Source organism: Haloferax elongans ATCC BAA-1513, from assembly GCF_000336755.1.
In the GTDB taxonomy this organism is placed as follows: Archaea; Halobacteriota; Halobacteria; order Halobacteriales; family Haloferacaceae; genus Haloferax; species Haloferax elongans.
Map to the genome: position 1 here is coordinate 245,069 of NZ_AOLK01000023.1, position 23,902 is coordinate 268,970.

Genomic DNA, 23,902 nt, shown 5'->3' on the forward strand with positions numbered 1-23,902 from the left:
TGTAAATGTCTATCGTGGAAACACGTGCGACGAGTGAAAACGCGTGCAACGAGCCGGTTCCGGACGGTATCGAGTTGTTCGTCAGCCGAGAATAAACAGGCTGGTCGGGGTGGGTCGTCAGCCCATCGCTACCGCCGTTTCACGGTCGCTTCGATGTCCGTCTCGGGCCTAAGCTGGAGCGACGGCGTGAACGTCAGCGGGCCGTCCATCGAAACGTCCAATTCGACCCTATCGAGTATCGTTGCCAATATGAGCGTCAGTTCGGTGCGGGCGAAGTGCATCCCGACGCAATTGCGAGGCCCGGCGCTGAAGGGGAAGTAGGCGTACCCCGGGCGGGACTCGGGTTCTTGCCACCGCGACGGGTCGAACGTCGTCGGCTCGTCCCAGTATCGCTCGTCTCGGTGGACCGGCCACTGCGGAAGCAAGAACTGTGCCCCCGCCGGAAGGTCGTAGCCAGCAAGCGTCACCGGCTCGGTCGCCTGCCGTGTCACCGCAAGCGTCGGTGGGTAGAGCCGTAACGTCTCGGACACGACGTTTCGAGTCTGTTCGAGTTCGGCGTACGCCCCGCTCGCCGACACATCGCCCCGACCGGGTCTCGGGAGAATGCGGGCCCGTTTCCGAGTATCGGAACGCCGGACGGGGTCGGTGGGGACGATTCGTCTCCGGCGCTCGTGCCGTGTGCCGTCATACATGTCTCTTCGAGGGCGAGTGTGTTCGATACTACGGCGAAGCTCCTAGCTTCTTTTTATACTCGGTCGCATAGCTTCGGAGGACTGACATGCGATATATCGACCTTCGGCTCTCCTTGCCGGATTGGATGCTCCATCCGATACAGGAGTTCATTCGTACGGAGGACATCGTCCGGTACGAGGAGATGCTCACCTGGCGCGTCCGCCCCGACGAGGGTATCGAATACGCGCTCTACTACATCGAAGCGGAGTTAGCACCGTACCGAAGGGCAGTCCGCGAGATTGAGACGGTTATCGACTGTCGAATCACCCCCATCGACGACGACTCCGCGTACGTCTGGGCCTGCGAGGAGACCCGCCCCGAGACGCGGGCGTGGCGCGAAGCCTTCGCCGACCGGCAACTCATCGTCGTGCCCCCAGTCCGGTTCGACGACACGGCCGCGATGGAGATGACGATTGTCGGCGACGGCAGCGACATCCGCGACCTGCTCGAAACGATGCCCTCGGAAGTCGACGTGACGGTCAACGAAATCGGCACCTACGACCGCCGTGGCGGGACGCTTGCCGGGACACTAACTGACCGTCAGTTGGCGGCTGTGAGTACGGCACTCGAACTGGGGTATTACGAAGTTCCACGTGAGGCGACGCTTGCGGACGTTGCAGCAGAATTGGCGTGTGCGGAGAGTACGGCGTCGGTGTTGCTTCGGCGGGCCGAACGGGATGTGCTCTCTCGGGTGTTGCGTCGGTATGGGGGTGTTGGTGGGTGAGTTTGTGGCAGGAAAGTGATGATCACCCAGCAATTGCTCCATCGCTTCGTTGACTAGTTCAGGGTTCTATTGTGCTGCCAAGGAGGCTACTTCACGCCGTTTTTAGCATGGATTCCACTTCGGAAATCTGGTTCGAGAAACCACCCTTTGCGACGCCAAATTCACTCGCCTTCTGCTGGAACTCTTGTGCACACTGCAGGAGTGACTTACAAAGTTCCTCAGCATTGACGACGTAGCCCCGTGAACTCTTCGGTGTCGGATAGGGAACATCAAGGCTTGAATCGATTTGTTCACGAGTCTGGAACGCAACTCGGACCGTCTCGTCACCGACTGGTTCGAATACAAAATAGGACCGGTGGCCTTCCAGAAGGTATTCCACAGTGTCATACCTTTCAACATCTCCTGAATAGAGCCGCACCCCAATCTCTAACAGTGCAGGCAAATCAAGAGCAAGGAAGTCCCCGACAAACTCGGGAGCCCAGTCATTCCAAGACTTCTCCGCCTCGTTTTCGTATGTGTTGATGCGGGTTCCACCAGCGGTAATCTTAATCGCGCCACCACCGGTCGATATCATCTCAGGGCCATCAGCAGTTACAATGCTCACTTCAACTGGTCCATCGGTCTCTGTTTTTGTTGGTGTACTCATGGTAACTCCTCCACGCCATCTCCATCTACTGGATATGCTGTTACGATTTGCCCACTGCTATCGTATACAATTTTGACACACTCGATTCCAGATGGTAACTCTGTCCCATCGTATTTGACCGTTCGATATCCGTTGGCCTGGATTGAAATATCCTCTTCTGAGGCACCGTGAATTGCATTCTCGATTATACTCGTAATCGTTGACTCATCCACCTGACTGGGGAATGCCGTGGCACTTCGTTCTGTACTAATTTCCGAACCAGGATCGATAGGCCACTCTCCAGAAGCATCTGGATGAACGTGCCGTGCCACAATATGCTTCCAGTCATGAACTCCCTTATCAAATGTCGTTCCCGCTTCCCACCTATCTGTCTGTAGTAAGAGAGCCAATTCCCGAGGGAGTTGTTCCTCCGGTCCGGGGGCGTACATCGCTGTTTTCACGTCCTCGACCGTGAAATCGGCGTTTTCTTCGAGCTTCTGGCGCAGCCACGTCTCATTTATTTCTTCCAGTGTCTCCTCAAGATCGCCTTCGAACGCCTCGTCACCTGGATATCGGTCTGTGTTTTGAACTACCTCTCGGAGTTTATCTACGATTTCCTCGTGTTTCGGCATCCTGTGAATGCCTGACTGTCCATTCTGCTGACGAACGTGTGTTAGCTCGTGGGCTAACAGATATTGTCCTTCGGCCGAAGTCGGATCGTATTCACCATGATTGAACGCGATGTGATTCCCGGCGGTGAACGCACGAGCGTTGATGTCTTCACAGGCTTTCGCAGCCCGTGGTCCGGTGTGAATCCGTACATCGCCGAGGGAATCACCCATGCGCTCTTCCATCGCGTGCTGAATCGAGGTGTCGAGTTGTCTCCCCGGCGAGGAGATTACGTCCCGAACCGAATCAGAGACCTGCGTGTCGCCAGCTTTCGACGCCTCATGGTGGGCACCACGGCTACGCTGAACTGATTTCGCGTTTCGGCGTTCGATATCCGTCGGAACTTCCGCGGGGCGCTTCTTCTGACGCTCGCGGAACGCGCGCATATCGCGTGGCTTCCCCATCGTCTCGATAGTCATCCCCTCATCGGCCCACTGCTGTACTTGGTTCGCGCCGTGGCTCTGGACAAGACGCTGGACAATGACCTCCTGCCCATCCATGTACATGTCGAGTCCAAAGCGCCGTTCACACTCCTGTGGTGTACGAAGCCTGCTATTCCGGCCTCGGTCAGGTCTCGTGCCTTGTGTTAGCTCTTGGATTGTGGGAACAGACGAAGACCGATTATTCTCCCTTGTCTGCTCATCTGCAGATCAAAATCCCATCTCCCAAATTGTTTGACACTAATCAGTATAATTCCTCCCTTATCAGTCCAACAGTTTGTCTCGTCTATCATGGCAGTCTCGGGGAGAATCTTCACCATCAAAGGGTTGAGCCGTCTGGTGGGGAAGTGACGATTGCAGAATGAAGTGACACCACAGTAGTGGGAACCACATGAAGAATCAACGTGCAAGCCCCCGTGAGAATCTGGGCTTGAGGGCCGGGATTTGAACTCACTCGCAAATCGAAGATTTGCTCGCTGCTCAACTCCCGCGTGACTCACACGAATTTCTCGTCCCGCGGCGCGACGAGACGCACCGCTCAAAGTGTAGAAATTCGAGAAGAGCCTAGGCCGGGATTTGAACCCGGGCTCTCGTCCTTACCAAGGACGCGCTTTACCGCTAAGCTACCCAGGCACGCATTCCTTCGTTGTCCGGGTTACTCTTTAGGGGTTTCGATTCGAATCGACCCGGAACCGTGGTAGCGTATGTCGATTAGCGGTCGGCTGTCGAGGTGACTGGGTCGTCGCCCGAGCCACCGCGATACAGCGCCGCGATACGGTCCACAGTCGCTTCGGAGACCGTCTCAGCCGCTGCCGAGAAGCCCTCGTCGTGTCGCGTCGCCAATTCGGCCGCGTACTCGACCAGCGCAGTCGGCGGCGGCGACCCGACGGCGGTCGTTCCAGCGACCACGGCGAGCGTGCAGATGTTGACTTCGAGGTTGCTGTCGAGCGACTGGCGCTCCGTCTCGGAAGCCGAACGAAGTCGGGTCTGGTCGCGCCCGAAGGCACGGACTGTCTCGACGGCGTGGTCGGCCGCTTCAGTCCGGGCGAGGAGATAGAACCCACGCGACACCAGCACGTCGGCCGCGAGGATATCGAGGTCGGCGTCAGTGTCGTCGTCTGCAGCATCGAGCGTGACCCACGGCTCCTCGTGGGCGAGCTGGCGAGTGAGGCGAAGCCCCTCGTAGATAAGTTGCACTCCGGCGGCCCGTTCGGCCATACCGTTCAGGTCGACGTTCGGTTCGACGGCCCGCCCGCTCACGAAGGTGAGCACCGCCGGCGTCATCGAGGCGGTGTCGAGGCGCTCGTCCAGCGCCGCACGGAGGGCGTCGGGTTCGATATCCGAGAGGGCCTCACGCGCAGCCTCACGGGCTCGCACGGCGTTGTCCATCAGCCGAGGGTTACGGTTGGGAGGGCAAAGACCTTTGGAAAACCACGGCACAACGCTGGTATGATACAGACGGCGGACGACGGCGACCTGCGCGTCGTGACTATCGACCGACCGGGGCAGCGAAACGCCCTCAGACCGACAGACCTCGAAGACCTGCAGGCCGCTATCGAGGGTGCGGACACACCTGTCGTTCTCCTCCGCGGAGCCGGGTCGGCATTTTGCGCCGGGGCAGACCTCGATAGCGTGGCCGACCTCGACGACCCCGAGGCGTTCGCCAAACTCGGTCAGCGTGTCGCCGACACCATCGAGGGGAGCGAGTCGGTGGTCGTCGCCGCAATCGACGGTGCTGCCCGCGGCGGCGGGATGGAACTCGCGCTCGCGTGCGACGTTCGCGTCGCGACACCGCGGGCGACACTCGGCGAACCGGGTGTCAGACTCGGTCTCTTCGGTGCGTGGGGTGGGACGGTCCGCCTCCCGCGAATCGTCGGCGAGGGCCACGCGCTCGACCTGTCTCTCTCCGGTCGTGTCGTCAATGCCGAGGAGGCGCTCCAACTGGGGCTCGTCTCCCGAATCGTGGACGACCCCCGAGCAGTCGCCGAATCGATAGCCGACAACGACCACCAGTCGCTTCGAATCATCAAATCGCGACTCCGGGACCGCGGACGCGACGCTGCCCAACGCGATGCAGACCGGTTCGACGCGGAAGCCGAGGCATTCGCCACGCTCCACGAGGCGAACGTAGACGACATCGCAGCATCGCGGGACGACTAGGAACGAACGCAGCGAGTGCTCAGAGTGTGAGTTCGTCGGGAGCAGGCGGCATGGAGCGCTTGTGAGCACTCCCTTCGTACAGTTCGACCACCCGGTCGATTTGCTCCGCGGTCACCTCGAAGTTCCGAACGGTCGCAGCCTTCGACAGCGGGCCGTCGACGTGCAGTGCGAGAATCGCGTCGAGAACGTCGTAGGTCAGCCCCAGTTCGCTCTCGTCGGTCTGGCCGGACCACATCTCGGCCGACGGCGTTTGCATCACGAGGTCTTCGGGGACGCCGACGTGCGCCGCAAGCTGGCGGACCTGTTGCTTGTAGAGGTTTCCGATGGGGTTGCAGTCGACTGCTTGGTCGCCGTACTTCGTGAAGTAGCCCGTCATCGCCTCCGAGCGGTTGCCCGTGCCGAGGACGATGCGGTTCTCGTGGTTCGCGACGAAGTAGTTGAGGATGCCACGCGTGCGGACGTAGACGTTCCCGGCGGCCATCCGGTCGTTTGCAGCCTCGGGGAAGGTGTCGAAGAACGTCTCGGCGATGGGCTGGACCTCGACGACGTCGTACGTGATACCGAGCATTTCGGCGACGCCCTCGGCATCGCTCATCATGTCTTCGGCGTTCGCCACGCTGGGCATGATAAGTCCGTGCAGGCCGTCTTCGCCGAGGGCTTCGACCGCGAGGAAAGCAGTAAGTGTCGAGTCGATACCGCCGGAGAGACCGAGAACAGCCCCATCAGCACCCGCCGCGTCCACGGTGTCGCGGATGAACGAGGTGATGTGTTCACGGTGTGCTTCGAGTTCGGCGTCTGAAAAGCGGAGGTCGAGCGGTGCGTCCTCCGAGAGAACGTCGACGTCTGTCATGCACCCCGATTGGTACTCGGGGGCCAAATAGTCACTCTTCACGGGAAGACAGTGGACAGGTGTCCAGTTTCATCCCACCAGTGACCCGCTGAAACGCTACGTTCAAGTGCCCCCGTCGTCTACGGATTTTTGCCTCAGTGAGTGCAGTGAGATAACGAACGAGGCGAACGAAGTGAGCGCCGATGGTCGACCGAACGAAGTGAGGTCGAGTCCGGGGCGCAAGCGAAGCGAAGCGCGCCGATGGTCCAGTGGTAGGACACGAGCTTCCCAAGCTCGAAGCCCGGGTTCAATTCCCGGTCGGCGCATTTCTGTCGAACGGAGTGAGACGAAATGCGTAGGGAATCTGAACCCTGCCAGTCGCAGCCGACGAGCGAAGCGAGGAGGACCGTCTGGCTCAGGTTCAATTCCCGGTCGGCGCACTCCCTACGGTCGTTTGCCGACCGACCTTCGCAAACCTTCGGTTTGCTCAGTCCCGGTCGGCGCATTTCTGTCGAACGAACGTGAGGAGCGAATGCGTTACAAAGGGAATTGAATCAGGGAGCGAGCGCAGTGAGCGACCGTGGTTCAATTCCCGGTGAGGCAGAGCCTCACCGACGTACCACTCGTTTCACTCGCGGTACTCCCGGTCGGCGCACTCCCTGCGGTCGTTTGCCGACCGACCTTCGCAAACCTTCGGTTTGCTCAGTCCCGGTCGGCGCACTTCCGGCGAGACACGTCTCACCACCGTCCCGAACAAACAGCGTCAGAAAAACAAGTCCTGCACGTCGTCGAACGTGGTCGTCTCCGAACGGAAGACAGGCTCACGGACGCGTTGGCGGACCTGCGCGTGGCGTTCGAGCGCGGCGTCGAATTCGAGAATCGCCCGCTCGATGTCGCACGCAAGTGCGTCGAGGTCGTCGTGAAGGTCCGTGTCGTCGGCCATAGCTGCTTCTTCGATGGAGGGCATTAAAATGGACTCGGCCGCCGCCCGTCAGCGAAGACGGCGCGTACAGTTCCAACAGAGTTCGAACGTCGCGTCCGACTCGTTTTCGGCCCCACAGCTTGGGCAAATCCGCTCGCCGGTCGGCGTCCGCTGCACCCCGACGCTCGAACGTTCGTCGAAGGGAACCGCGATTTCGGGGTGCGCATACCGATCTGCGTGGTCGGCGTTGCGGCCGCTCCCGTCACCCATCGTTGGCTCGCCACCGTCGACGAGATACCGATAGACCAGTAGCTGGAGGATGGTCAACCCGAGTGCGTAGACGACGATCCAACCCCAGACGTCCATCACACCTTGACTTACGTTAGCATGCTATATCGGTCCTTCGGTCAGGTGTCATTACTGTCGGTCTGTTAGCCAGTGAACAAAATTCCCGAACATCCGACAACCACGAGTCAGTGTTGCTGGCGAATCGAAGGTCTAACACGAGGGAGAGCGGTGGTCGTCGTAGTCGGCTCTGCCTGGCAGTAACTGGTGCTACTCGGTTCGGTGCGGCTTCACCGGACCGCCGAGGTCGCGGCCGAATTCGTCGAACGTGTCGCGGTCCTCCGGAAGGTCGTAGGGTATCTCGCGGTCGTCGACGCGGCGTTCGCCACCCGCTTCGAGTGGTTCCGCAACGTCTTCGAATCCAGGTTTTACTTTGACGCTCTTGGCTGGCGCGCCGACGACGATGTGGTGGGCGGGAACGTCGCTCTTGACGATTGCGCGCGCGCCGACGATGGCGTTTTCGCCGACGTGGTTCCCGGCGTTCACCATCGCGTCGTACGTGAGCCGAACGTCGTCACCGATGTCAGTGTGATAGTTTCGAACCTCCGTTTGGTCGACAACGTCGTGGGCGTGCGTGTAGATGTGGACGCCATCAGAGATAGAGACGCGGTCGCCGATAGTGAGCTTCCCACGGTCGTCGAGGTGGACGTCGTCGTGAATGACTGTGTTGTCGCCGACAGTGATATTGTGGCCGTACGAGAAGGTGACGCCCTTGAAAATACGGAGGTTGTCGCCAGCCTCCTCGAAGAGATGGTTGGCGAGCATCTGTCGGAACCGAAGCGCGAAGTCGACGTTGTCGGCCATCGGGGTGGCGTCGAACTGCCGCCAGAGCCACTGCAGGTGTTTGGAGCGCTGGAACGTCTCCTCGTCTTTCTCGGCGTAGTATTCGGCTTCGAGCGTCGCGTTACACGGGTCGTACCCCTGCAATCGAACGCGTGTCGCCGGCGAAACCGGCTTCCCACTCTGCCAGCGCTCCCACGCTTCGCGGTCGCCGAAGAGGTCGATAAGGGTGTCTCTGACGACCTGACACGTGTCTTCCTCCGAAGACAAGCACTCGTCTACGTCGTCGATGAAGGCCTGTAGCCCATCTTCGGCGTCGTCCGGAAGCGAAACCTGGACCTTCGTCATCACCGTCTCGTTGTCAGGCGACGTTCATAGGGGTTCGGTTGTTCAGCAGCCGCGACAGCCATTGAAAGGGCAATATTCTCTGCTTTTGGGGGTTCCCAAAGACAGGACCCTCGGCGTGAAATCACACGTTCAATACGTGTGAGTGACACCGGAATGGTGAAACATAACACATGGCAGAGTATTACTTCAGCTATGAGTGAAGAGACCGACCGAGACACACCGGCGTGGACGAGAGCCCACGCCGCCGGACTCCAGCGCGACGACTCGAACGTCGCACCCGTCATCTATCCGCCCGAGGAGCGCGTCGACGACGACCTGCACCTCTGGGACACGTGGTTCCTTCGGAACCGAGACGGGTCTGTCGCGGAAATCGACGGAAAGCGCGTCATCTTCGCGCTTACCTCCCCCTCGGACTTGCTTCCGGGCAAGCGACACGACGTTGCTACCATTCGGTACTTCTACTCCGAGGACGGAAAGGAGTGGACGACAGGCGGAGCCGTCTTCGAGGGCGACGCACTCGGCCAGCGCCAGTGGGCCGGGTCCGCGATGTACGACCCCGACGGCGAAGAGGGCGAGGTGTATTTCTACTACACCGCCGCCGGGGAGAGCGGCAGAGACGAACTGACCTACACCCAGCGCATCGCGCTCGCGACAGGTGGCTCGGTCCACGCAGACGGCGACGACCTCCGAATCGACGGGCCGTGGGACAACCGTGTCATCCTCACGCCCGACGGCGACTGGTACGAACGGGAGGACCAATCGCGCGGGATGATTTACACCTTCCGCGACCCGTGGTTCTTCGAGGATCCACAATCCGGTGAGACGTACCTCCTCTTCGAGGCGAACACGCCCGTCTCCGAGGGCGCAGGCGAATGCGACGGCCCGGTCTGGGGGGAGTTCAACGGCAGTATCGGCATTGCACACTCGCCGACTGGCGACCCGACCGACTTCGAACTTCGGCCACCGCTATTGGACGCCGTGTGCGTCAACCAAGAACTCGAACGTCCGCACTTCGTCGTCCGCGACGGGACGTACTACCTGTTCATCTCCAGCCACGTCCACACCTTCGCACCCGGTCTGGAGGGCTACGACGCCCTGTACGGGTTCGTCGCCGACGACCTCCGCGGCGACTACGAACCGCTGAACGGACACGGCATGGTCCTGACGAATCCGGCGGGCGCACCGTTTCAGGCGTACTCGTGGCTCGTCTACGACCACGGCGACGAACTGCTCGCGACCTCCTTCTTCAACTACTACGACTACGACCGTCCGAGTCTCGACGACGTACCGTTGCTCTCGCCAGACGAGCAGATGCGTCGCTTCGGCGGCACGCTCGCCCCGACAGTCCGCCTCTCGCTCGACGGCGACGAGACCGATATCGTCGGCACGCTCGACCACGGACACCTCCCACTGCCGCGAGAAGAACTCCCAGCGCTGTGGTGGAAACAGGGCGAAGCTACCGGAACCGCAGGCTACAGCTCGAACAGTCGAGACGACTGAGCGTCGCTCCGGGTCGCTACGTTTCTCGTCGTCGTGCTTCGAACGCCGCGTCGAGTTCCCACGCATCGAGTCTCGCCACCTCGACAGAACCCCCGCGTGCAGCAAGTGAGACACCATCTGCGTCCGCGCGAGTTGGATAAACCCGGGTCGTGAGACACCGCGTTTCGTTCGCGAACAGCTCGACCACAGAGCAGTCGACGAAGATGCGCAGCGAAAGCGTGTCGCCCTCGACGGGCATCGACCGGGGGCCCCGGTCTACGTCGTGGCTGTGGCTGCTCGCGTCGCGGTCGACCACGATTCGGTCGCCGTCGTACCTGACCACAGTTCGTTCGGACCGCGCGGGCGACTCGAAGAGTCCGAGTTCGAACGTCGCCCCGTCCTCGACAGCGACATCGAAGACGAGTTCGTAGGCGTTGCCCGACAGCGGGAGGTCGGTGTGGTCGCCGCCGTCGAGCACGCGGTCGGCGTCTGCGACGTGGTGTCCCCGGAGCGACGTGAGTTCGGACACCGGGCGCTGGTGGAGCGTTCCCGTCTCGTCGACCGAGAGTTCCCGCGGGAGCGACATGAGCCCGGACCACCCGGCATGCCACTGGGAGTGGACGCCGCGACTCTCTTTAACCCATCCCCACGTGAGCGTGCGACCACGGTCGTCGACGGTCGATTGTGGCGCGTAGAAGTCGCCGTAGTCGAGGCGACCCTCGGTTTCGACCTCGAAGTCTGGGGCGTCGAGGTCGGCGCGACCGACGAAGTATCGAACGTCCTCGTAGTTCGAGACGTGGAGCAGGTCGAACTCACCGAACGAGAGGAGTTCGGGACACTCCCAGACCGTTCCGTGGCCCTCGGTGCCGCCGAGAAGCGGGCCGACGAATTCCCAGTCGCGGAGGTCAGCCGAGCGGTACAGGAGCGCCACGCCACCCTCGTGGGCGACCGCGGAGCCGATGAGTTGGTACCAGTTGTCGCCGACCTTCCAGACGGCGTGATCGCGGAACTCAGCCGCCCAGTCGTCAGTCCCGAGGATGTCGAGGTCGTCGGGTGTCGCCTCGATGATTGGGTTGTCCGGGGCCTTGTCCCACGACCGGAGCATCGGGTCGGAAGTGGTCGCAAGGCACGGGAGTTGATGGTGGTCGCGCCCGCCCGTGTAGAGAATCGTCGGGACACCATCGTCGTCGACGACGGCGCACCCGGACCAGCAGCCGTCGCGGTCCGGCCCGTCGATATCGGGAGCGAGTGCGACCGGTTCGTCGCGCCAGTGGACGAGGTCGTCGCTAACCGCGTGGCCCCAGTGAATCGTCCCGTGGTACGGGCCGCCCGGGTTGTATTGGTAGAAGAGATGGTAGGTGCCGCGGTACTGGATGAGCCCGTTCGGGTCGTTTATCCAGTTGGCTGGCCCGGCAAAGTGATATCGGGGGCGGTGGTGGTCGGCGGCGAGACGCTCGCGCATCGCGTCGAAGCCGGACGCCCCCGTCGAGTCGACCGACTCGGACGACCCGGACGGCCGGTCAGTGAACGTCGGTCTGCGACGACTGTCGCCGCCGAGGACGCCGAGCGCGTTTCGAAGTAGCGTCTCGTTTGCGCCCATCGCCTCGAAGTCGTGGTCGTGGTGCGAGAGGAACGACACCTCAGCACCGATACCGTAGACTGTGCCCTCACCGACCTGCCACTCGACGGCTGAGTTGAGCGCGACGAGATAGTCGTCGCCGTGGAGCGTGCTCGCGAGAATCTGCCCGTGCTCAGGGAGGACGTGTTCGTACCGAGCGACCGGGCGTGGAGACTCTCGCGGTTGTAAGTGGACGCCGAGCGTGTCGAACCCCTCGAACAGCGGGTGGTCCGCGTGAATCGACTTGGCGAGCAACCCGGTCGGATGCGGCGATGTCTCGGTCCCGACAGCGTCGGGGCCGACAGCGTCGATGCCGAGTTCTTCGACCGCAGCGACAGCGTGGAGTGTCAAAAATACCCCGCCACCCCCAGCGAGAAAGTCGTCGATAGCGGGAGCACACCGGACAGCGAGCGCGCGGCTCTCCTCGTCGAAGTGGCGGTCGGTGTGCCACCAGACCACGTCGAAGTCGTCGAGTGTGACGGCTCCGGTGGCGACTGCATCGAGTTCGACAGTCTCGACCGAAATGACCGTCTCGGCCGCCCAATCCCGTGCCACCCGTTGCTCGTCCGTGAGTTCGGTCACGTAGGGGAACGCGACCCGCACCGGGAGTTCGTCCATCGTCGTCGTGTTCAGCGGCGACAATCATGAATCTGCGGATTCGTGCGACAATCTGCAAATTCGATCACGTCCGAACTCCACCGCGCGATGGAAATCGCCTCGTGGTCGCTGAACACCGGGACGGCGAGTGGGTGCGTTCCCGACCTGCGGGAACAAAACATACCCAATAAGTCACCGGAATACGAAGGGTCGCCCATGCACTACCGCGAACTCGGCACCTCTGGCATCGAAGTGAGTGAGGTTGGCTTCGGTGCGTGGGTCGTCGGGACCGACTGGTGGGGCGACCGCTCGGACGACGACTCCATCGAGATGATTCACCACGCCATCGACCAGGGCATCACGTTCTTCGACACCGGAGACGTGTACGGTCATGGCCACTCCGAGGAGGTCGTCGGCGAGGCGCTCGCCGACTACCGCGACGAAGTCACCGTCGCCACCAAAATCGGCTACGACTTCTACAACCACCCGCAGGCTGGTCACGGCGAACTCCCGAAGGAGATTACGGGCGAGTGGGTCCGCGAGGCGACCGAAAAGAGCCTCGACCGCCTCGACATGGAGTACGTCGACCTGCTGCAACTCCACAACGCGAACGTCGACGAGGTCACACCCGACGTGCTCGAAGCGCTGGATGAGCTGAAAGAAGAGGGACTCATCAAGGCGACTGGCTGGGCACTCGGCCCCTCCATCGGTTGGCTCGCCGAAGGCGACATGGCCATCGAAGAGGAGTTCGACGCCCTCCAAATCGTCTGGAACGCGTTCGAACAGGACGTCGGCAACCACTTCCTCGAGACCATCGAAGAGACCGGCTCGTCGACGAGCCTCATCGGCCGCGTCCCGCACTCCTCGGGCCTCCTGAACGAGCAGGTCCGCCCCGAGACCGAACTCGGTAGCGGCGACCACCGCGGCTTCCGCCCCGACGAATGGTACGAGACCGGCTGGGAGAAGCTCGAAGAACTGCGCTTCCTCGAACGCGACGGCGTCTCTGCGAGCGAAGCGAGCAGACGGCAGGGAGCAATCGAAGCGAGCGACCGTGAGCGAACGATGGCACAGGCGTCTATCGCCTTCCTCCTCGGCTTCGACGCAACGGCCTCGGTCACGCCCACGTTCCGCACCAAAGACGATATCACCGAGTGGGCTGCCGCCTCCGACGTGCCGAAGCTCACCGACGAGGAGATGCAGCGCGTCACCGACCTCTACGCGGACAACTTCGGTATCGACCGCTTCGACGGCATGGACGCGCTTCGCTCCTCCGTCGACGGCGACGATATCCGTGACGCCGGCCTCGACAAGCGCGTCGCGGAAGGCGCTCGCAACGAAGCCTAAGGACTGTGAACCTCCGAACGTTCCTCGGCCTCACCGCGGTCGCTCACATCGCGCTGGCGTGGCTCGTGCGACTCAACGCACGAAAGCGCGGCGACGATGCGACCGGCTGGGTGGTCGCCACACTCCTGACGGGTATCGTCGGAGCCGTCGGGTACGCACTTCGCGGTCGCTGACCGCGACGCAACTCGACGCGACGATTCGGGAAACAGCGGTTCGGCACGTCTCCGAGGCAGATAGGCGGATAGATAGAACCGCTGACACCTCTGTTGTCATATATACTGTACTTATAAATCTACTACACGGTGGCGGGCCAACGCTGTCGACACGGCCACTCGATGTCGCCGAGGGCCACACACATCTATGTCGAAACCCGAACACGCCACCACCGAAGTCGACTCGGAGATGCTGTACAAAGAGTACGTTCTCGACGTTCGAATCGTCGAGTACAGCGACGCCGAGACTGGCGACAGACGCTTTCGATTCGAAGCGCCGGAACACGAGGGAATCGAGTTCGACGACCCGGACCTCGCGACACTCTACGCTGACGTGTACTTCGACGTGAACGGCTTCGTCGAGGCCGGGACCGGCGAACGCGGCGTTCCGCCAGAGGTCATCCAAGCCGGCCGAGACACGCTGGCGGCGTACTTCCTGACCCAACCGTACACGGACAAAAACTGGGTGGCATCGTTCTACGGGAAGAAACGCGCGCGAGTCGAGCGATACGTCGCGGCCGTCCGACGGCGCGCAGCAGAGATTCGCGACGGCGTCGCGGAACGCGAGCAGAACGGCAACTCAGTGACCCCAGACGCTTGACATCCTCCCCGCGCTGAAGCGCGAGGCCTTCTCCTCGATTCTCCGTAACTCTGAACCGCCGTGGTCGCCGCGCGAGTCACCCATCAGCGGATGTCATTTCTGTTAGAAATCTTAACACACAAAATTTTCAACTGGTATATAATCAATAGACTGCTCCGGGGCGAACAATAATCCATAGTGGAGAAAATATAAAATTAAACAAGAAATGATAGAGAGGTCACACGTGCATGGTCGAGTTCACTCGACGAAATCTCATGGCAACGTCGGTCGCTGCTGCGCTGGGGGCCAGCGTGGCTGGCGTTGGGCAAGCAACGGAACCTGAAGACCCTGATACGCCGCGGGCACCGCTGGTTCGGGGGGACCTTACGCGGTTTTCGACGACGGCGTTCGGTGCCGAGGTGACCGGTCCGTGCGTGTTCGGCGACGGAACGCTTCTGTACAGTCTCCAGCACCCGGACCGCGAAAATCCGGCCCCGTACGACAAGGCCGGGATCGGTTACTTCTCGGGCTTCCAGTTCACGTTCGACGGCGAAAACGAGTTCGACGAACTGTCGACGCCGGAGTCGAACGAAGAGCGACGAGCAGTTCGCTCCGCTGCCGGTGACTACGAACTACTGGGCCGCGAGCGCGACCCGATAAACGGCGGCACGGAACTGCTCGGTGTCCCGCAGACGCCCGATGGAACGAACATCACGAGCGAGAACTTCAGCGGGTCGCAGTACGCCGACGCTGGTTTCACGCCCGACTGCAACCAGTTCGTCCCGATGAACGACGACGGGACCGAAGGCTACCTCTTTACCAACTGGGAAGCCAGTCCGGGCAATATCTCCCGAATCCCACTCAGCCAGACCGAAGACGGCGAGTGGGAGGCCGACCTCGAAAACGCATTGAACCTCGCCAATACTGAGGCACTCCGCGAACTCGGCGGCACCCGTATCAACTGCTACGGCGACCGTAGTCCGTGGAACACGATGCTCTCCGCCGAGGAGAACTACGGGCACCCGCGCGTCTCGATGACCGCCACAGTCGGCGACATCGTCGAGAAGGGAACCGGAAAGGGACTCCGCGGCGCACACGAGTTCTGGAACCGGCCCAATCCGTCCGAGATTCAGTCCGCGGTCGACAAGTATTACGACGAATCGTGGTACGTCCAGGGCTACTGGGCGATTACCGGCGTCGAACTTCTCGCGTACTACCTCGGCGCTGACCCGGTAGACCAGTCCAGTTCCGGCAACGACCTAACGCCCATCGGCGACACCTACCCGAACCCGTACCGCTACGGCTACATCGTCGACTTCCGCGAGCCAGCCGCCGAGACGCCTGAGCCCGTCAAGTACTACGTGATGGGCCGCGCCGGATGGGAGTGTCCCGACGTGCAGACCGACGAGCGGACAGTCTACCTCGCCTCCGACGGCGACAGCAAAGGAATCTACAAGTTCGTCGCCGACAGGCCGATTCCGAGCTACGACGACCCGATGGACGTCGCCGGAACGCTCTACGCGCCGTACGTGACGAACAGAGACGCCGCGGTCGAACGCCCACCGGCCGACGTGGACCTCGAAATCGAGTGGGTCGAACTCGGTCACGCGAGCAACGCCGAAGTCGAGTCGTGGATTGCCGAGTACGACGACGTCACGCAAGTTGACTACCTCGAACGCCACACCGACTGGGAGGAAGGCAACGAGGTGACGCCCGACATCCTCGAAGCGGCGGACAGAGCGGTCGTCGAAGACGGCAACCGCGACTACGTCACCGACGAAGAAATCGTCGAGTGGGCCGACCAGTACGAGCGCCGTGGCCCCGACGGAGTCGACGAGGAACTCCGTCGCATCCCCTTCATCGAGACCCGCGCGGCCGCGAAGGAAATCGGAGCCAGCATCGAGTTCAACAAGGCCGAAGGAATCGACAGCGTCGAGGGTGCTCGCCCCGGCGACTACGTCTACTTCGGCGTCTCAGAACTCAACGACGACATGTCGAACGAGCAGGGCGACATCCAACTCGACCGCGTCGACGGCGGCGTGGTCTACCGCGCAGAACTCGAATCCGACTACAACGTCTCGACGCTCGAACCCGTCATCGTCGGCCCGGACGCGAGCGACCCGGCCGACATCGCCGACGACGCGCTCATCAACGTCGACAACGTCTCCGTGCTGGACGACGGTCGCGTCCTCTGTTGTGAAGACGCCGACCAGTTCGGACGCTCGTACAAAAACGACTGTCTGTACGTCTACACGCCCGAAGAGCGCGGTCGCGGTGACGACGACGGGGGCGACCACGACCGCGGCCACGGCAACGACCCCGATGGCCACGACGAGGACAACCCCGGTAGAGGGCGAGGCCGAGGCCGAGGCCGCGGCCAGTTCCTGTAACCGCCCACCTGCGCGCTCACACACGCCAGCAACCTACTTTTTTGTAGCCCGAAAGACAGTTTCGACTAATGGCCCTCGAACGAATCGGAGCGTTGCTCTCCAAGGAAACGCGTAGCATTGCCCGAAGCCCGCCGCTTTTCGGACTCGTCACAGGGATTTGGCTCTCAGTAGCGATGCTCATAGCGACGGTAGACCTGCAACTGGCGCTCGTAACGTTGTTCTTTGCGGCACCGAGCGCCATGCTCCTCGGATACGCTGGCCACAGAGTCGCCCGGAGAATTCGTGGCGAGGAGTCGAGCGAGAGCCGCCAGCAGACGCGACACCAAGAACCAGTCCGTTACGACCCTGTCGACGACGAATCCGCCATCGAAGTCCTCCGAGAACGCTACGCAGCAGGAGAACTCTCGGACGAAGAGTTCGACCGCCGACTGAGCGCGCTGGTTGAGACCGAAGACGTGTTGAGCGAAGTGAAGTCACGACGCGAACCTGTCGTCGAGCGGAACTGAACAACCGACAGAACACTTTTGATTCTGACGGGGGGATTTCACGTCATGTCCTCCTTCGAAGCCCTCCAAGAAGGCGGTGTGGGTGGATTCGTCCACGACCACCCGTGGCTGTTCGCAGTTGCGCTCGGCCTCGTTGGTGCGGGCCTCGCCGTCTCGAACAGCGTCAATCCGCTTCCGGCGTTCACCAACATGTTCCTCCTCGGGGCGGTTGTCGGGCTTGCGTACGCCCACGCGACGGACATCGTCTCGTTCGCGCACGATGCCATCGGTAGCGATGCCGACACCGACACCGCCAGTGCCGACCAACCGCTCCACGAACTCCGCGAACGGTACGCGACGGGAGAGCTCACAGAAGCAGAGTTTGAGCGAAAGCTCGACCACCTGCTGGAGACCGAGTCGGTCGAAGCGACAGAAGACTACGTTTCGAAGCGCGAACGCGAGCGCGACACTGCGACCGAATAGCGACCGAAAGAGCCACAGGCCGTGGCCGACTGCCAGTTCTATGCGACCGTCAGCCGTCGAACTCCTGCCAGACATTCTCGAACTGCTCGTCTTCGGCGTCGGGAGCGCGGCGCTCTCGCTCGTCGGTGCCTACATCGAACAGTTCGCACTCCTCTCGGTCCAACACGGAAACCTCGGACTCGGTGCGTGGGCCGTCGTGATGGGCCTCGTGGCTCTCTACTTCGCGTATCTCCTCGGGACCGACAAGTTCCACCCGAAACTGCGCGAGGTTCAGAGCACACTCGCACAGGACTAACGGCGCTGCCTTCGGTCCAGGGAGGCCAAAAAGAGAGTGTTGCGGTCCTATGCCACGAAGGCGTGCCGCGAGCCTACGCTAAGAACACGTGTCGCGGTCGGTCAGCCAGCACATCACGGCCCCACTGCACCGTGTCGCGGAACTCGTCGGAGCGGAAGAAGCCCATCGCGTCTTCCTGGGAGCGCCACTGGCTGGCGATGAACATGTCGTTTTCGTCTTCGAGGTTGACCATCAGGTCCGTATCGAAGTGCCCGTCCATGTCTTCGAGGAGGCCACCGACGGTGTCGAACTTCTCGACGAAGTCCGTCTGGTAGTCGGGCTTGACGGTGTAGAACATCCCCATCGTCCCGAAGCCGGACTCTTCACCGGCGCGCTCGACGATACCGGGGAGTTCCGAGAGGAACCCGGCGGCCGTCTCGGCGGCAGATGCCGTCTCCCAGATGGAGACGACTGCGGTACGGTCGCGGTCGTTGGCGTCGTAGACGGCGGTCTTGACGTGCGTCGGGTAGTGGTCGAAGTTGCCCCGGAGCCCCTCGACTTCGTCGAAGAGTTCCTCGGAGTCGGCTTCGGAGTACAGCACCGTCGCGTAGACGTCTTCACCGTGTGGCTGGCCAGCGTAGATGTTCAGGTCTTCGAGCTGGCCGCGGATGTCTTCGCTTTCGGCTTCGTCGTCCGAGTCGCCGTGGCCGTGGTCGCCACCGTGGTGGCCACCCTCGCCGTGATGGCCACCTTCACCGCCGTGGTGGTGTCCGCCTTCACCGTGGGGATGACCGCCCTCACCGTGATGATGTCCACCTTCGTCGTGCGCGTGGGCGTGGTGATGCGATTCGTCGCCGAACTCGCTGGTCGGGACGGCGTCGCCCGCGAGGAACGCGCCGAGGTCCGACGGCGGGAAGCGACGCCCGATGTAGAACTGGCCGAACTCGCCGTAGAGACTCGACACCTCGTCGAAGCGCATCTCGTAGACGATGTCCTTGATGTCGGTCGGGTCGTCGCCGAAGAGCGTGACGCCCCACTCGTGGTCGTCGAAGCCGACCGAAGAGGCGATGACCTGCTTGATTTTGCCCGCGTACTTGCGGCCCGTGTCGCCGTGGGTAGACATGAGTTCCCGGCGCTCGTCGAACGGCAGGTCGTACCAGTTGTGTTTCTCGCCGCGGCGCTTCGACATCGGATAGAACGCCATGTAGGTGTCGTCCGGGATGTCGGGCTTCAGTTTGCCCTCGATGTACCGGAGCAGTCCCGTGTCGATGTCCTCTTTGTTGCCCTCGAAGTAGTCGTCCGAGACGTAGCCCGAAACCTCGGTGACGGAGACGTACGAGGTCGGTTGCTCGGTGAACGCGGCCAGTGCCGTCTGCTCGAAGCGACGCTCGGCACGCGACAGCGAGTCCAGCGTCGGCCGGAAGTGGACGACGACGAAGTCGGCCTTGTGGCCGAGAATGGAGAAAACGGCCGTCGCACCGGCCTCGTCGTCTTCGACGGCTTCGTGGGAGTCGAGGTACGAAACGCCGTCTTCGATTGCGCGACGGCGCTCGTGCTCGGGCGCGTCCCGCCACGCGTCCCAATCGACCGTTCGGAAGTCGTGCAGCGCGAACCAGCCCTCGTCGGTCTGTGGGGCCTCTACCATACAGGGGCGTTAGGAGTCATCCGGTATTGAAGTTGCGAGTCTTTTCTGAATCCGGGAACGACGGATTGATTCGCGTGCAGTCCTCGCGTGCGGACCCCGAGACGCAGTTGGGTCGCGGCGAGTGGTTACCCGCCGAGGACCGTCGGCCCGAATATCATGAGCAAGAGCGACGCGAGCATCACGAGTCCGATAGAGGTCGTGATGGTCCGAACGAGCGTGTGTGAGTCGTCGACCGGAAGCCGGGAGACGACCGCCTCGGCCGCAGTCCGCAAGATGCGGCCACCGTCGAGCGGGTAGCCGGGAATGCAGTTGAACAGCCCCAATTGGAGGTTAATCCACGCCGTCCAAAACAGGAGGTTGGCAAAGAGGAAGACACCGCCGCCGAGGAAGCCGAAGGGGCCACCGACTTGGTAGAAGTTGATGACCTGCCCGGTGAAGCCGGGGAAGTTCGGAATTCCGAGGACGACCGACGCGAGCGGCAGCAACAGCGAGACGTAGACGAGTTGGAGTGGCGACCCATCGAAGGAGTTGGCGATGGCACTTCCACCGTCGCCGCCGTCACCGCCGAGCAGCGAGAGATACGTCCCTGCGGGGTACTCGCGGACGCCGAAGTCCGTCAAGAGGAGCCCGCTGGTTCCGAAGATGTTGACGCCGAGGAAGCCGTTTCCATCCTGCTGGTTCTCACCGAGCGTCACGTCGACGGTTTCGAACGAGCCGTTCTGATAGACCTCGACGGAGACAGTCTGTCCGGGGTCGGTTTCGTCGAGTGCCGCCTGCAAGTCAGTCGAGGTGACGATACGCTTGCCGTCGAACGCGGTCACGATAAGCGGCTCTGTCGTCTCGGTTGCGTTGTACAGCGGCCCGTCCTCGGCGATGTTCGTGATGTACGCGCCGACCGGAATGACGCGCTCACCGGCCGACGTGTCGATTCGAGCGAACCGACTGTCGCCGACGGCTGAGACGAAATCGGCTTGGGTGGTCACGGGCGTCCCGTTGACCGCGTTCACGGTGATTGGGTCACTACCTTGCTCGACCGTGAGGTTCGCCGGGTTGCCTGCGACGGAGCCAGCAATGATGAGTTTTCGAGAGACCGAGACAGTCGTTTCGCCGTCGACTTCGACGTCTACGGTTCCGTCGTCGGACGCGAGCAGTGCCGCGTCGAGGTCCTGTGTCGTGTTGACCGGCGTGCCGTCGATTGCGGTGACACGGTCGCCGCCGGAGATACCCGCCGCCGCAGCGGGAGAGCCGCTGTACGCCCCGGCGACTGCGACGCCGGGCGCGACAGAGATAGAGGCGATAACCGGGCCGAACAGGAGTGCGAAGGCGAGAATCGTCACGACGAAGTTGTTTGTCACGCCAGCGGCGAACATTCGGGACTTTCCGCCCCGGTCACAGCGGCGTTGACTCTCTTCGGACGGCTCGACGAAGGCACCGACCGGAAGAATCGTCAGGAGGACGATGCCCATCGACTCGACTTCGATGTCTTCGACTCGGCTGAGGATGCCGTGGCCGCCCTCGTGGACGACGAGGCCCACGAGAAGCCCGAAGAGAATCTCCGGCGCGACCGAAAGCGGCAGGAAGTCGTTGACACCAGGGATGACGAGGAAGTTCTGCGGTTGGTTCACCGCGGAGGGAGCGGGCGGGCGCTGGACGATGAGGATGGCCTGGAACACGAGGAGGACGAACGTCCCGACCATGATGACGAGCGCGACGCCGAGACCGATGTTGCTCCACGCGCGCCAGAAGCGTTTGGGAGCGGCGAGTTTGTCGAGTAGCTCGCGGCCGCGACGCGTGTGGACGGTGGTGAGCGGACCCTGTACACGGACGTACTCGGGGAGGATACCCCGGGTTCGCAACACCGCCGTGAGGAGGGAGTAAGCGATGAGTCCGGCGAAGACCCACAGCAGCGTATTCATCGCTCGAAGGGAGGCGGCGCGAACCAAAAGGCGTTCGGGTTACGGTGCCACCGTGGTCGGCGAGTTTTACGCGTCGTCCGTCTCGTCGTCGTCGGGCGACTCGACTTCGACTTCGACGGCGTCGTCGTCGACAGCGTGCTCGTCTTCGTCTGCAGCCTGTTCGTCCTCGTCTGCAGCGTGCTCGCCACGTTCGTCGGCGTCGCTCTCGTCTGCGTCGAAGTCGAACTCGCCTTCCTCCGCGTCGGTTTCGGACTCGTGTTCGACGGTTACTGTCGCGTCGTCGCTGTCGCTCGCGTGCTCGTCGTCGTCAAGGTCGATGTCGGTGAACGACTCGGATGAAGACGAGCGAAGGCGGTACACGACGTAGCCGACGCCAGCCACGACGAGGGCGAGAACGAGCAGTCGACCGAGCGAGCGCCCGCCCGAGGAGTCCTCGTCGGACACGTCTGCCTGTTCGGAGTCTGCGTCGAACTCTTCGAGTTCGACTTCCATTTCGTCTGCGGACTGTTCTACTGACCGGATGAAGTCGATGAGAGACATGTGAAATCACTGCGGCCGAAGCCGCGGGTCGTCGTTCGGGGGAACGAATTCTGCAGGCCACGATACGTGCGATGACGACATAAGTCGTCCCCCAGAAGGGTTTTTACCCCGTGCCGGGACCACAACAGAGCATGTTCGACAGTTCCCGCTACGAAGTCAGACAAAAGGTCTCCATCAGCACCAAATACGTGGTCTACGAGGACGACGAGCCAATTCTCTCGGCGAAGAAGAAGAAATTCAAACTGAAAGAGGACTTCCGACTCAACGACTACGACACAGGCGACGAGCGTTTCCGCGTGAAAGCAGACAGCGTCCTCGACGTGTCCGCCGCCTACGACATCGTCGATAGCCAGACCGGCGAGCGAGTGGGGGCGGTGAAACGCGGCGCGTTCTCGTTTGCGAAGCACACCTACCAACTCCTCGGGCCGGACGGGAACGTCGTGGGGCGTATCGTCGAGGACAACGTCCCGATGGCCATCGCTCGCCGCGTCATCTCGACGCTCATTCCGTTTTCCTACCGTATCGAAGATGCCGCCGGAACCGCAGTCGGGTCCGTCGGCGAGCAGTTCTCGTTCCGCGACAAGTACACCATCGACATCGAACGCGACACCATCGACCCGCGTCTCATCGTGGTCGGTGCGGTCGTCATCGACGCTATCGAGGAGAACTGAGACCACACCGTTGGAACTCACCACCGGTTCCTTCCGGGTGACTCAAAGAGCCACTTGACATTTCGTCAGTTGCTTTTCACAACACCGTGTACGATTGGGTGACTATGTTCGACTCAATCAGCTCTCCGGGTCGCGTTTTCGTGGCGACACTCATCGTCCTCGGAATGCTCGTCGGAGGTGCGTCAGTCGTAACCGCGCAGGACGATTCGGTCTCCATCGTCAGCGACGGCGAGCAGGTGACTGTCACGCCGAACGACGACGCGGCTATCAAGGGCACATCGAATCTCTCGGCCGACGAGAACCTGTCCGTCCGAGTCCGTGCGTCCGGTGACACCGAGCCAGCGTTCCTGAAAACCACCGAAGTATCGGTCGGTGAGGAAGGTAACTTCACCGCGACGTTCGACTTCAGCGACATCCCGGCCAATTCGACGTTCACCGTGACCGTCGCCGACGATTCGGGTACGCTCGCAGAAGCCGACGGAGTCGTCGAGAAACAGGCTGAAACGACCTCCGAAGCGTCAACGACCGACTCCGTCGTCCCCGGATTCGGCCCCGTGACGGCAGTCGGCGCGCTCGTCGCACTCGCGGCTGGCGCACTGCTCGTCGGACGCCGATAACGGAGAAAAACGGAACGCGAAACGCCTCAGTCTTCTCTTCGGAGGCGCTTGACGACGAAGTCCTGTTCTAACTCGCCGAGGAATTCGCCGAGCCGCGGCCCTTGCGTGTCGTCGAAGAAGAGCCGATAGCCAGCGGCGAAGAAGTCGCCCATCTCGATGTCGTGACGGCGGGCCGTCTCGTAGATTTCGCCCTGAATCTCCTCGCCGTCGTGGCCGTCGGCGACGAAGTCTGCGAGGTCATCGAGCGCCGCTTCGATAGCCGCGTCGAAGTCGAACTCGGGCAACTCGACCTGCAGGCGGTAGTTGTACTGGTTGTCCATCTTCTCGGCCCAGTGGCGGGCGAGTTCGACGCGTTCGAGCGCCTCGTCGATGACGTCGTCCGGGGTATCCTCGTCGAAGAAGCCCTCGTTGCGGGCCATCTTGATTCGAAGGTCCTCGTCGTCGGTCATGCCGAGGACGGCCGCGAACGTGTAGGGA

24 protein-coding genes, 2 tRNA genes and 1 pseudogene are annotated in these 23,902 nt (G+C 62.0%); 13 read left to right on the forward strand and 14 right to left on the reverse strand.

The window, feature by feature from the left end:
- Positions 1 to 128: 128 nt before the first annotated feature.
- Complete coding sequence (locus C453_RS17815; RefSeq protein WP_008326750.1) at positions 129 to 578, reverse strand: cytochrome P450; 450 nt, start codon at positions 576 to 578, stop codon at positions 129 to 131.
- 200 nt (positions 579 to 778) lie between these two features.
- On the opposite strand from C453_RS17815, the gene C453_RS17820 reads away from it, so the two are divergent.
- A complete protein-coding gene (locus C453_RS17820) occupies positions 779 to 1,456 on the forward strand; it encodes a helix-turn-helix domain-containing protein (RefSeq protein WP_008326751.1) in 678 nt (225 codons plus the stop codon).
- A 91-nt stretch (positions 1,457 to 1,547) separates the two neighbouring features.
- On the opposite strand, the gene C453_RS17825 is transcribed toward C453_RS17820, so the two are convergent.
- The 4 genes from C453_RS17825 to C453_RS17840 form a co-directional block, all read right to left on the reverse strand.
- Entirely contained in the window at positions 1,548 to 2,102 is a 555-nt protein-coding gene (locus C453_RS17825; RefSeq protein ID WP_241430790.1) for a hypothetical protein, read from the reverse strand.
- The gene (locus C453_RS21030; protein ID WP_394295331.1) at positions 2,099 to 3,349 is read right to left on the reverse strand and encodes an eCIS core domain-containing protein; all 1,251 of its coding nucleotides are present in this window, start codon (positions 3,347 to 3,349) and stop codon (positions 2,099 to 2,101) included. Before C453_RS21030 ends, C453_RS17825 begins: the two co-directional genes overlap by 4 nt.
- Before the next feature lie 402 nt (positions 3,350 to 3,751).
- Positions 3,752 to 3,823 (reverse strand) — tRNA-Thr (locus C453_RS17835).
- A gap of 78 nt (positions 3,824 to 3,901) precedes the next feature.
- A complete protein-coding gene (locus C453_RS17840; protein ID WP_008326754.1) occupies positions 3,902 to 4,579 on the reverse strand; it encodes a DUF7114 family protein in 678 nt (225 codons plus the stop codon).
- 60 nt (positions 4,580 to 4,639) lie between these two features.
- Here C453_RS17840 and C453_RS17845 point away from each other — a divergent pair, with 60 nt between their 5' ends.
- Entirely contained in the window at positions 4,640 to 5,350 is a 711-nt protein-coding gene (locus C453_RS17845) for an enoyl-CoA hydratase/isomerase family protein (protein ID WP_008326755.1), read from the forward strand.
- A 19-nt stretch (positions 5,351 to 5,369) separates the two neighbouring features.
- Here the strand turns inward: C453_RS17845 and C453_RS17850 are convergent, their stop codons facing one another.
- Complete coding sequence (locus tag C453_RS17850) at positions 5,370 to 6,200, reverse strand: NAD+ synthase (RefSeq protein WP_008326756.1); 831 nt, start codon at positions 6,198 to 6,200, stop codon at positions 5,370 to 5,372.
- Between the two features lie 234 nt (positions 6,201 to 6,434).
- Between C453_RS17850 and C453_RS17855 the strand changes: the two genes are divergently transcribed.
- A tRNA-Gly gene (locus C453_RS17855) sits at positions 6,435 to 6,505 on the forward strand.
- Between the two features lie 437 nt (positions 6,506 to 6,942).
- Here C453_RS17855 and C453_RS17860 read toward each other — a convergent pair.
- From C453_RS17860 to C453_RS17870, 3 genes are all read right to left on the reverse strand, one after another.
- The gene (locus C453_RS17860) at positions 6,943 to 7,122 is read right to left on the reverse strand and encodes a hypothetical protein (protein ID WP_049907882.1); all 180 of its coding nucleotides are present in this window, start codon (positions 7,120 to 7,122) and stop codon (positions 6,943 to 6,945) included.
- Positions 7,123 to 7,170: 48 nt separating this feature from the next.
- Positions 7,171 to 7,467, reverse strand: coding sequence for a DUF7577 domain-containing protein (locus C453_RS17865; protein WP_008326758.1), 297 nt, complete (start codon positions 7,465 to 7,467; stop codon positions 7,171 to 7,173).
- Positions 7,468 to 7,656: 189 nt separating this feature from the next.
- On the reverse strand, positions 7,657 to 8,574 hold the full coding sequence (locus C453_RS17870) for an acyltransferase (RefSeq protein WP_008326759.1): 918 nt from the start codon (positions 8,572 to 8,574) through the stop codon (positions 7,657 to 7,659).
- A gap of 192 nt (positions 8,575 to 8,766) precedes the next feature.
- Between C453_RS17870 and C453_RS17875 the strand changes: the two genes are divergently transcribed.
- Complete coding sequence (locus C453_RS17875) at positions 8,767 to 10,074, forward strand: glycoside hydrolase family 68 protein (RefSeq protein ID WP_008326760.1); 1,308 nt, start codon at positions 8,767 to 8,769, stop codon at positions 10,072 to 10,074.
- A gap of 16 nt (positions 10,075 to 10,090) precedes the next feature.
- On the opposite strand, the gene C453_RS17880 is transcribed toward C453_RS17875, so the two are convergent.
- On the reverse strand, positions 10,091 to 12,289 hold the full coding sequence (locus tag C453_RS17880; protein WP_008326761.1) for a GH32 C-terminal domain-containing protein: 2,199 nt from the start codon (positions 12,287 to 12,289) through the stop codon (positions 10,091 to 10,093).
- A gap of 195 nt (positions 12,290 to 12,484) precedes the next feature.
- On the opposite strand from C453_RS17880, the gene C453_RS17885 reads away from it, so the two are divergent.
- The 7 genes from C453_RS17885 to C453_RS17910 all read left to right on the forward strand — a co-directional run bounded on the left by C453_RS17885 (position 12,485) and on the right by C453_RS17910 (position 18,057).
- Positions 12,485 to 13,612, forward strand: a complete 1,128-nt coding sequence (locus C453_RS17885; RefSeq protein ID WP_049907884.1) for an aldo/keto reductase — start codon at positions 12,485 to 12,487, stop codon at positions 13,610 to 13,612.
- A 5-nt stretch (positions 13,613 to 13,617) separates the two neighbouring features.
- Positions 13,618 to 13,785, forward strand: coding sequence for a hypothetical protein (locus C453_RS20500; protein WP_008326763.1), 168 nt, complete (start codon positions 13,618 to 13,620; stop codon positions 13,783 to 13,785).
- A 187-nt stretch (positions 13,786 to 13,972) separates the two neighbouring features.
- Positions 13,973 to 14,425, forward strand: a complete 453-nt coding sequence (locus tag C453_RS17890) for a hypothetical protein (protein WP_008326764.1) — start codon at positions 13,973 to 13,975, stop codon at positions 14,423 to 14,425.
- Positions 14,426 to 14,652: 227 nt separating this feature from the next.
- Entirely contained in the window at positions 14,653 to 16,794 is a 2,142-nt protein-coding gene (locus C453_RS17895) for an alkaline phosphatase PhoX (protein WP_008326765.1), read from the forward strand.
- Positions 16,795 to 16,862: 68 nt separating this feature from the next.
- Positions 16,863 to 17,300, forward strand: a complete 438-nt coding sequence (locus C453_RS17900; protein WP_008326766.1) for an SHOCT domain-containing protein — start codon at positions 16,863 to 16,865, stop codon at positions 17,298 to 17,300.
- Between the two features lie 45 nt (positions 17,301 to 17,345).
- Positions 17,346 to 17,762: an SHOCT domain-containing protein gene (locus C453_RS20725; RefSeq protein WP_008326767.1), complete on the forward strand. Its 417-nt coding sequence runs from the start codon at positions 17,346 to 17,348 to the stop codon at positions 17,760 to 17,762.
- A gap of 40 nt (positions 17,763 to 17,802) precedes the next feature.
- Positions 17,803 to 18,057, forward strand: a complete 255-nt coding sequence (locus C453_RS17910) for a hypothetical protein (RefSeq protein ID WP_008326768.1) — start codon at positions 17,803 to 17,805, stop codon at positions 18,055 to 18,057.
- Between the two features lie 73 nt (positions 18,058 to 18,130).
- On the opposite strand, the gene C453_RS17915 is transcribed toward C453_RS17910, so the two are convergent.
- From C453_RS17915 to C453_RS17925, 3 genes are all read right to left on the reverse strand, one after another.
- Positions 18,131 to 19,681: a heme-binding protein gene (locus C453_RS17915; protein ID WP_008326769.1), complete on the reverse strand. Its 1,551-nt coding sequence runs from the start codon at positions 19,679 to 19,681 to the stop codon at positions 18,131 to 18,133.
- Positions 19,682 to 19,806: 125 nt separating this feature from the next.
- Positions 19,807 to 21,597 carry a site-2 protease family protein gene (locus C453_RS17920; protein WP_008326771.1) on the reverse strand — a complete coding sequence of 597 codons (1,791 nt, stop codon included), beginning with the start codon at positions 21,595 to 21,597 and terminating at the stop codon, positions 19,807 to 19,809.
- Positions 21,598 to 21,663: 66 nt separating this feature from the next.
- Entirely contained in the window at positions 21,664 to 22,137 is a 474-nt protein-coding gene (locus C453_RS17925; RefSeq protein ID WP_008326778.1) for a hypothetical protein, read from the reverse strand.
- 131 nt (positions 22,138 to 22,268) lie between these two features.
- On the opposite strand from C453_RS17925, the gene C453_RS17930 reads away from it, so the two are divergent.
- Positions 22,269 to 22,808 carry an LURP-one-related/scramblase family protein gene (locus C453_RS17930; RefSeq protein ID WP_008326779.1) on the forward strand — a complete coding sequence of 180 codons (540 nt, stop codon included), beginning with the start codon at positions 22,269 to 22,271 and terminating at the stop codon, positions 22,806 to 22,808.
- A gap of 140 nt (positions 22,809 to 22,948) precedes the next feature.
- Positions 22,949 to 23,425 carry a BGTF surface domain-containing protein gene (locus tag C453_RS17935; RefSeq protein ID WP_241430791.1) on the forward strand — a complete coding sequence of 159 codons (477 nt, stop codon included), beginning with the start codon at positions 22,949 to 22,951 and terminating at the stop codon, positions 23,423 to 23,425.
- Positions 23,426 to 23,451: 26 nt separating this feature from the next.
- On the opposite strand, the pseudogene C453_RS17940 reads toward C453_RS17935, so the two are convergent.
- Positions 23,452 to 23,902: pseudogene (locus C453_RS17940) on the reverse strand (lysine--tRNA ligase); the annotation flags it as partial.

What these genes read in the sequence shown, in the direction of transcription:
- C453_RS17865 (WP_008326758.1), bottom strand. Translation starts at nt 7,467, where the DNA reads ATGGACGTCTGGGGTTGGATCGTCGTCTACGCACTCGGGTTGACCATC.
- C453_RS17820 (WP_008326751.1), top strand. Translation starts at nt 779, where the DNA reads ATGCGATATATCGACCTTCGGCTCTCCTTGCCGGATTGGATGCTCCAT.
- C453_RS17860 (WP_049907882.1), bottom strand. Translation starts at nt 7,122, where the DNA reads ATGGCCGACGACACGGACCTTCACGACGACCTCGACGCACTTGCGTGC.
- C453_RS17915 (WP_008326769.1), bottom strand. Translation starts at nt 19,681, where the DNA reads ATGGTAGAGGCCCCACAGACCGACGAGGGCTGGTTCGCGCTGCACGAC.
- C453_RS17845 (WP_008326755.1), top strand. Translation starts at nt 4,640, where the DNA reads ATGATACAGACGGCGGACGACGGCGACCTGCGCGTCGTGACTATCGAC.
- C453_RS17825 (WP_241430790.1), bottom strand. Translation starts at nt 2,102, where the DNA reads ATGAGTACACCAACAAAAACAGAGACCGATGGACCAGTTGAAGTGAGC.
- C453_RS17930 (WP_008326779.1), top strand. Translation starts at nt 22,269, where the DNA reads ATGTTCGACAGTTCCCGCTACGAAGTCAGACAAAAGGTCTCCATCAGC.
- C453_RS17885 (WP_049907884.1), top strand. Translation starts at nt 12,485, where the DNA reads ATGCACTACCGCGAACTCGGCACCTCTGGCATCGAAGTGAGTGAGGTT.
- C453_RS17875 (WP_008326760.1), top strand. Translation starts at nt 8,767, where the DNA reads ATGAGTGAAGAGACCGACCGAGACACACCGGCGTGGACGAGAGCCCAC.
- C453_RS17880 (WP_008326761.1), bottom strand. Translation starts at nt 12,289, where the DNA reads ATGGACGAACTCCCGGTGCGGGTCGCGTTCCCCTACGTGACCGAACTC.
- C453_RS17840 (WP_008326754.1), bottom strand. Translation starts at nt 4,579, where the DNA reads ATGGACAACGCCGTGCGAGCCCGTGAGGCTGCGCGTGAGGCCCTCTCG.
- C453_RS20725 (WP_008326767.1), top strand. Translation starts at nt 17,346, where the DNA reads ATGTCCTCCTTCGAAGCCCTCCAAGAAGGCGGTGTGGGTGGATTCGTC.
- C453_RS17900 (WP_008326766.1), top strand. Translation starts at nt 16,863, where the DNA reads ATGGCCCTCGAACGAATCGGAGCGTTGCTCTCCAAGGAAACGCGTAGC.
- C453_RS17910 (WP_008326768.1), top strand. Translation starts at nt 17,803, where the DNA reads ATGCGACCGTCAGCCGTCGAACTCCTGCCAGACATTCTCGAACTGCTC.
- C453_RS17850 (WP_008326756.1), bottom strand. Translation starts at nt 6,200, where the DNA reads ATGACAGACGTCGACGTTCTCTCGGAGGACGCACCGCTCGACCTCCGC.
- C453_RS17870 (WP_008326759.1), bottom strand. Translation starts at nt 8,574, where the DNA reads ATGACGAAGGTCCAGGTTTCGCTTCCGGACGACGCCGAAGATGGGCTA.
- C453_RS17925 (WP_008326778.1), bottom strand. Translation starts at nt 22,137, where the DNA reads ATGTCTCTCATCGACTTCATCCGGTCAGTAGAACAGTCCGCAGACGAA.
- C453_RS17920 (WP_008326771.1), bottom strand. Translation starts at nt 21,597, where the DNA reads ATGAATACGCTGCTGTGGGTCTTCGCCGGACTCATCGCTTACTCCCTC.
- C453_RS17890 (WP_008326764.1), top strand. Translation starts at nt 13,973, where the DNA reads ATGTCGAAACCCGAACACGCCACCACCGAAGTCGACTCGGAGATGCTG.
- C453_RS17895 (WP_008326765.1), top strand. Translation starts at nt 14,653, where the DNA reads ATGGTCGAGTTCACTCGACGAAATCTCATGGCAACGTCGGTCGCTGCT.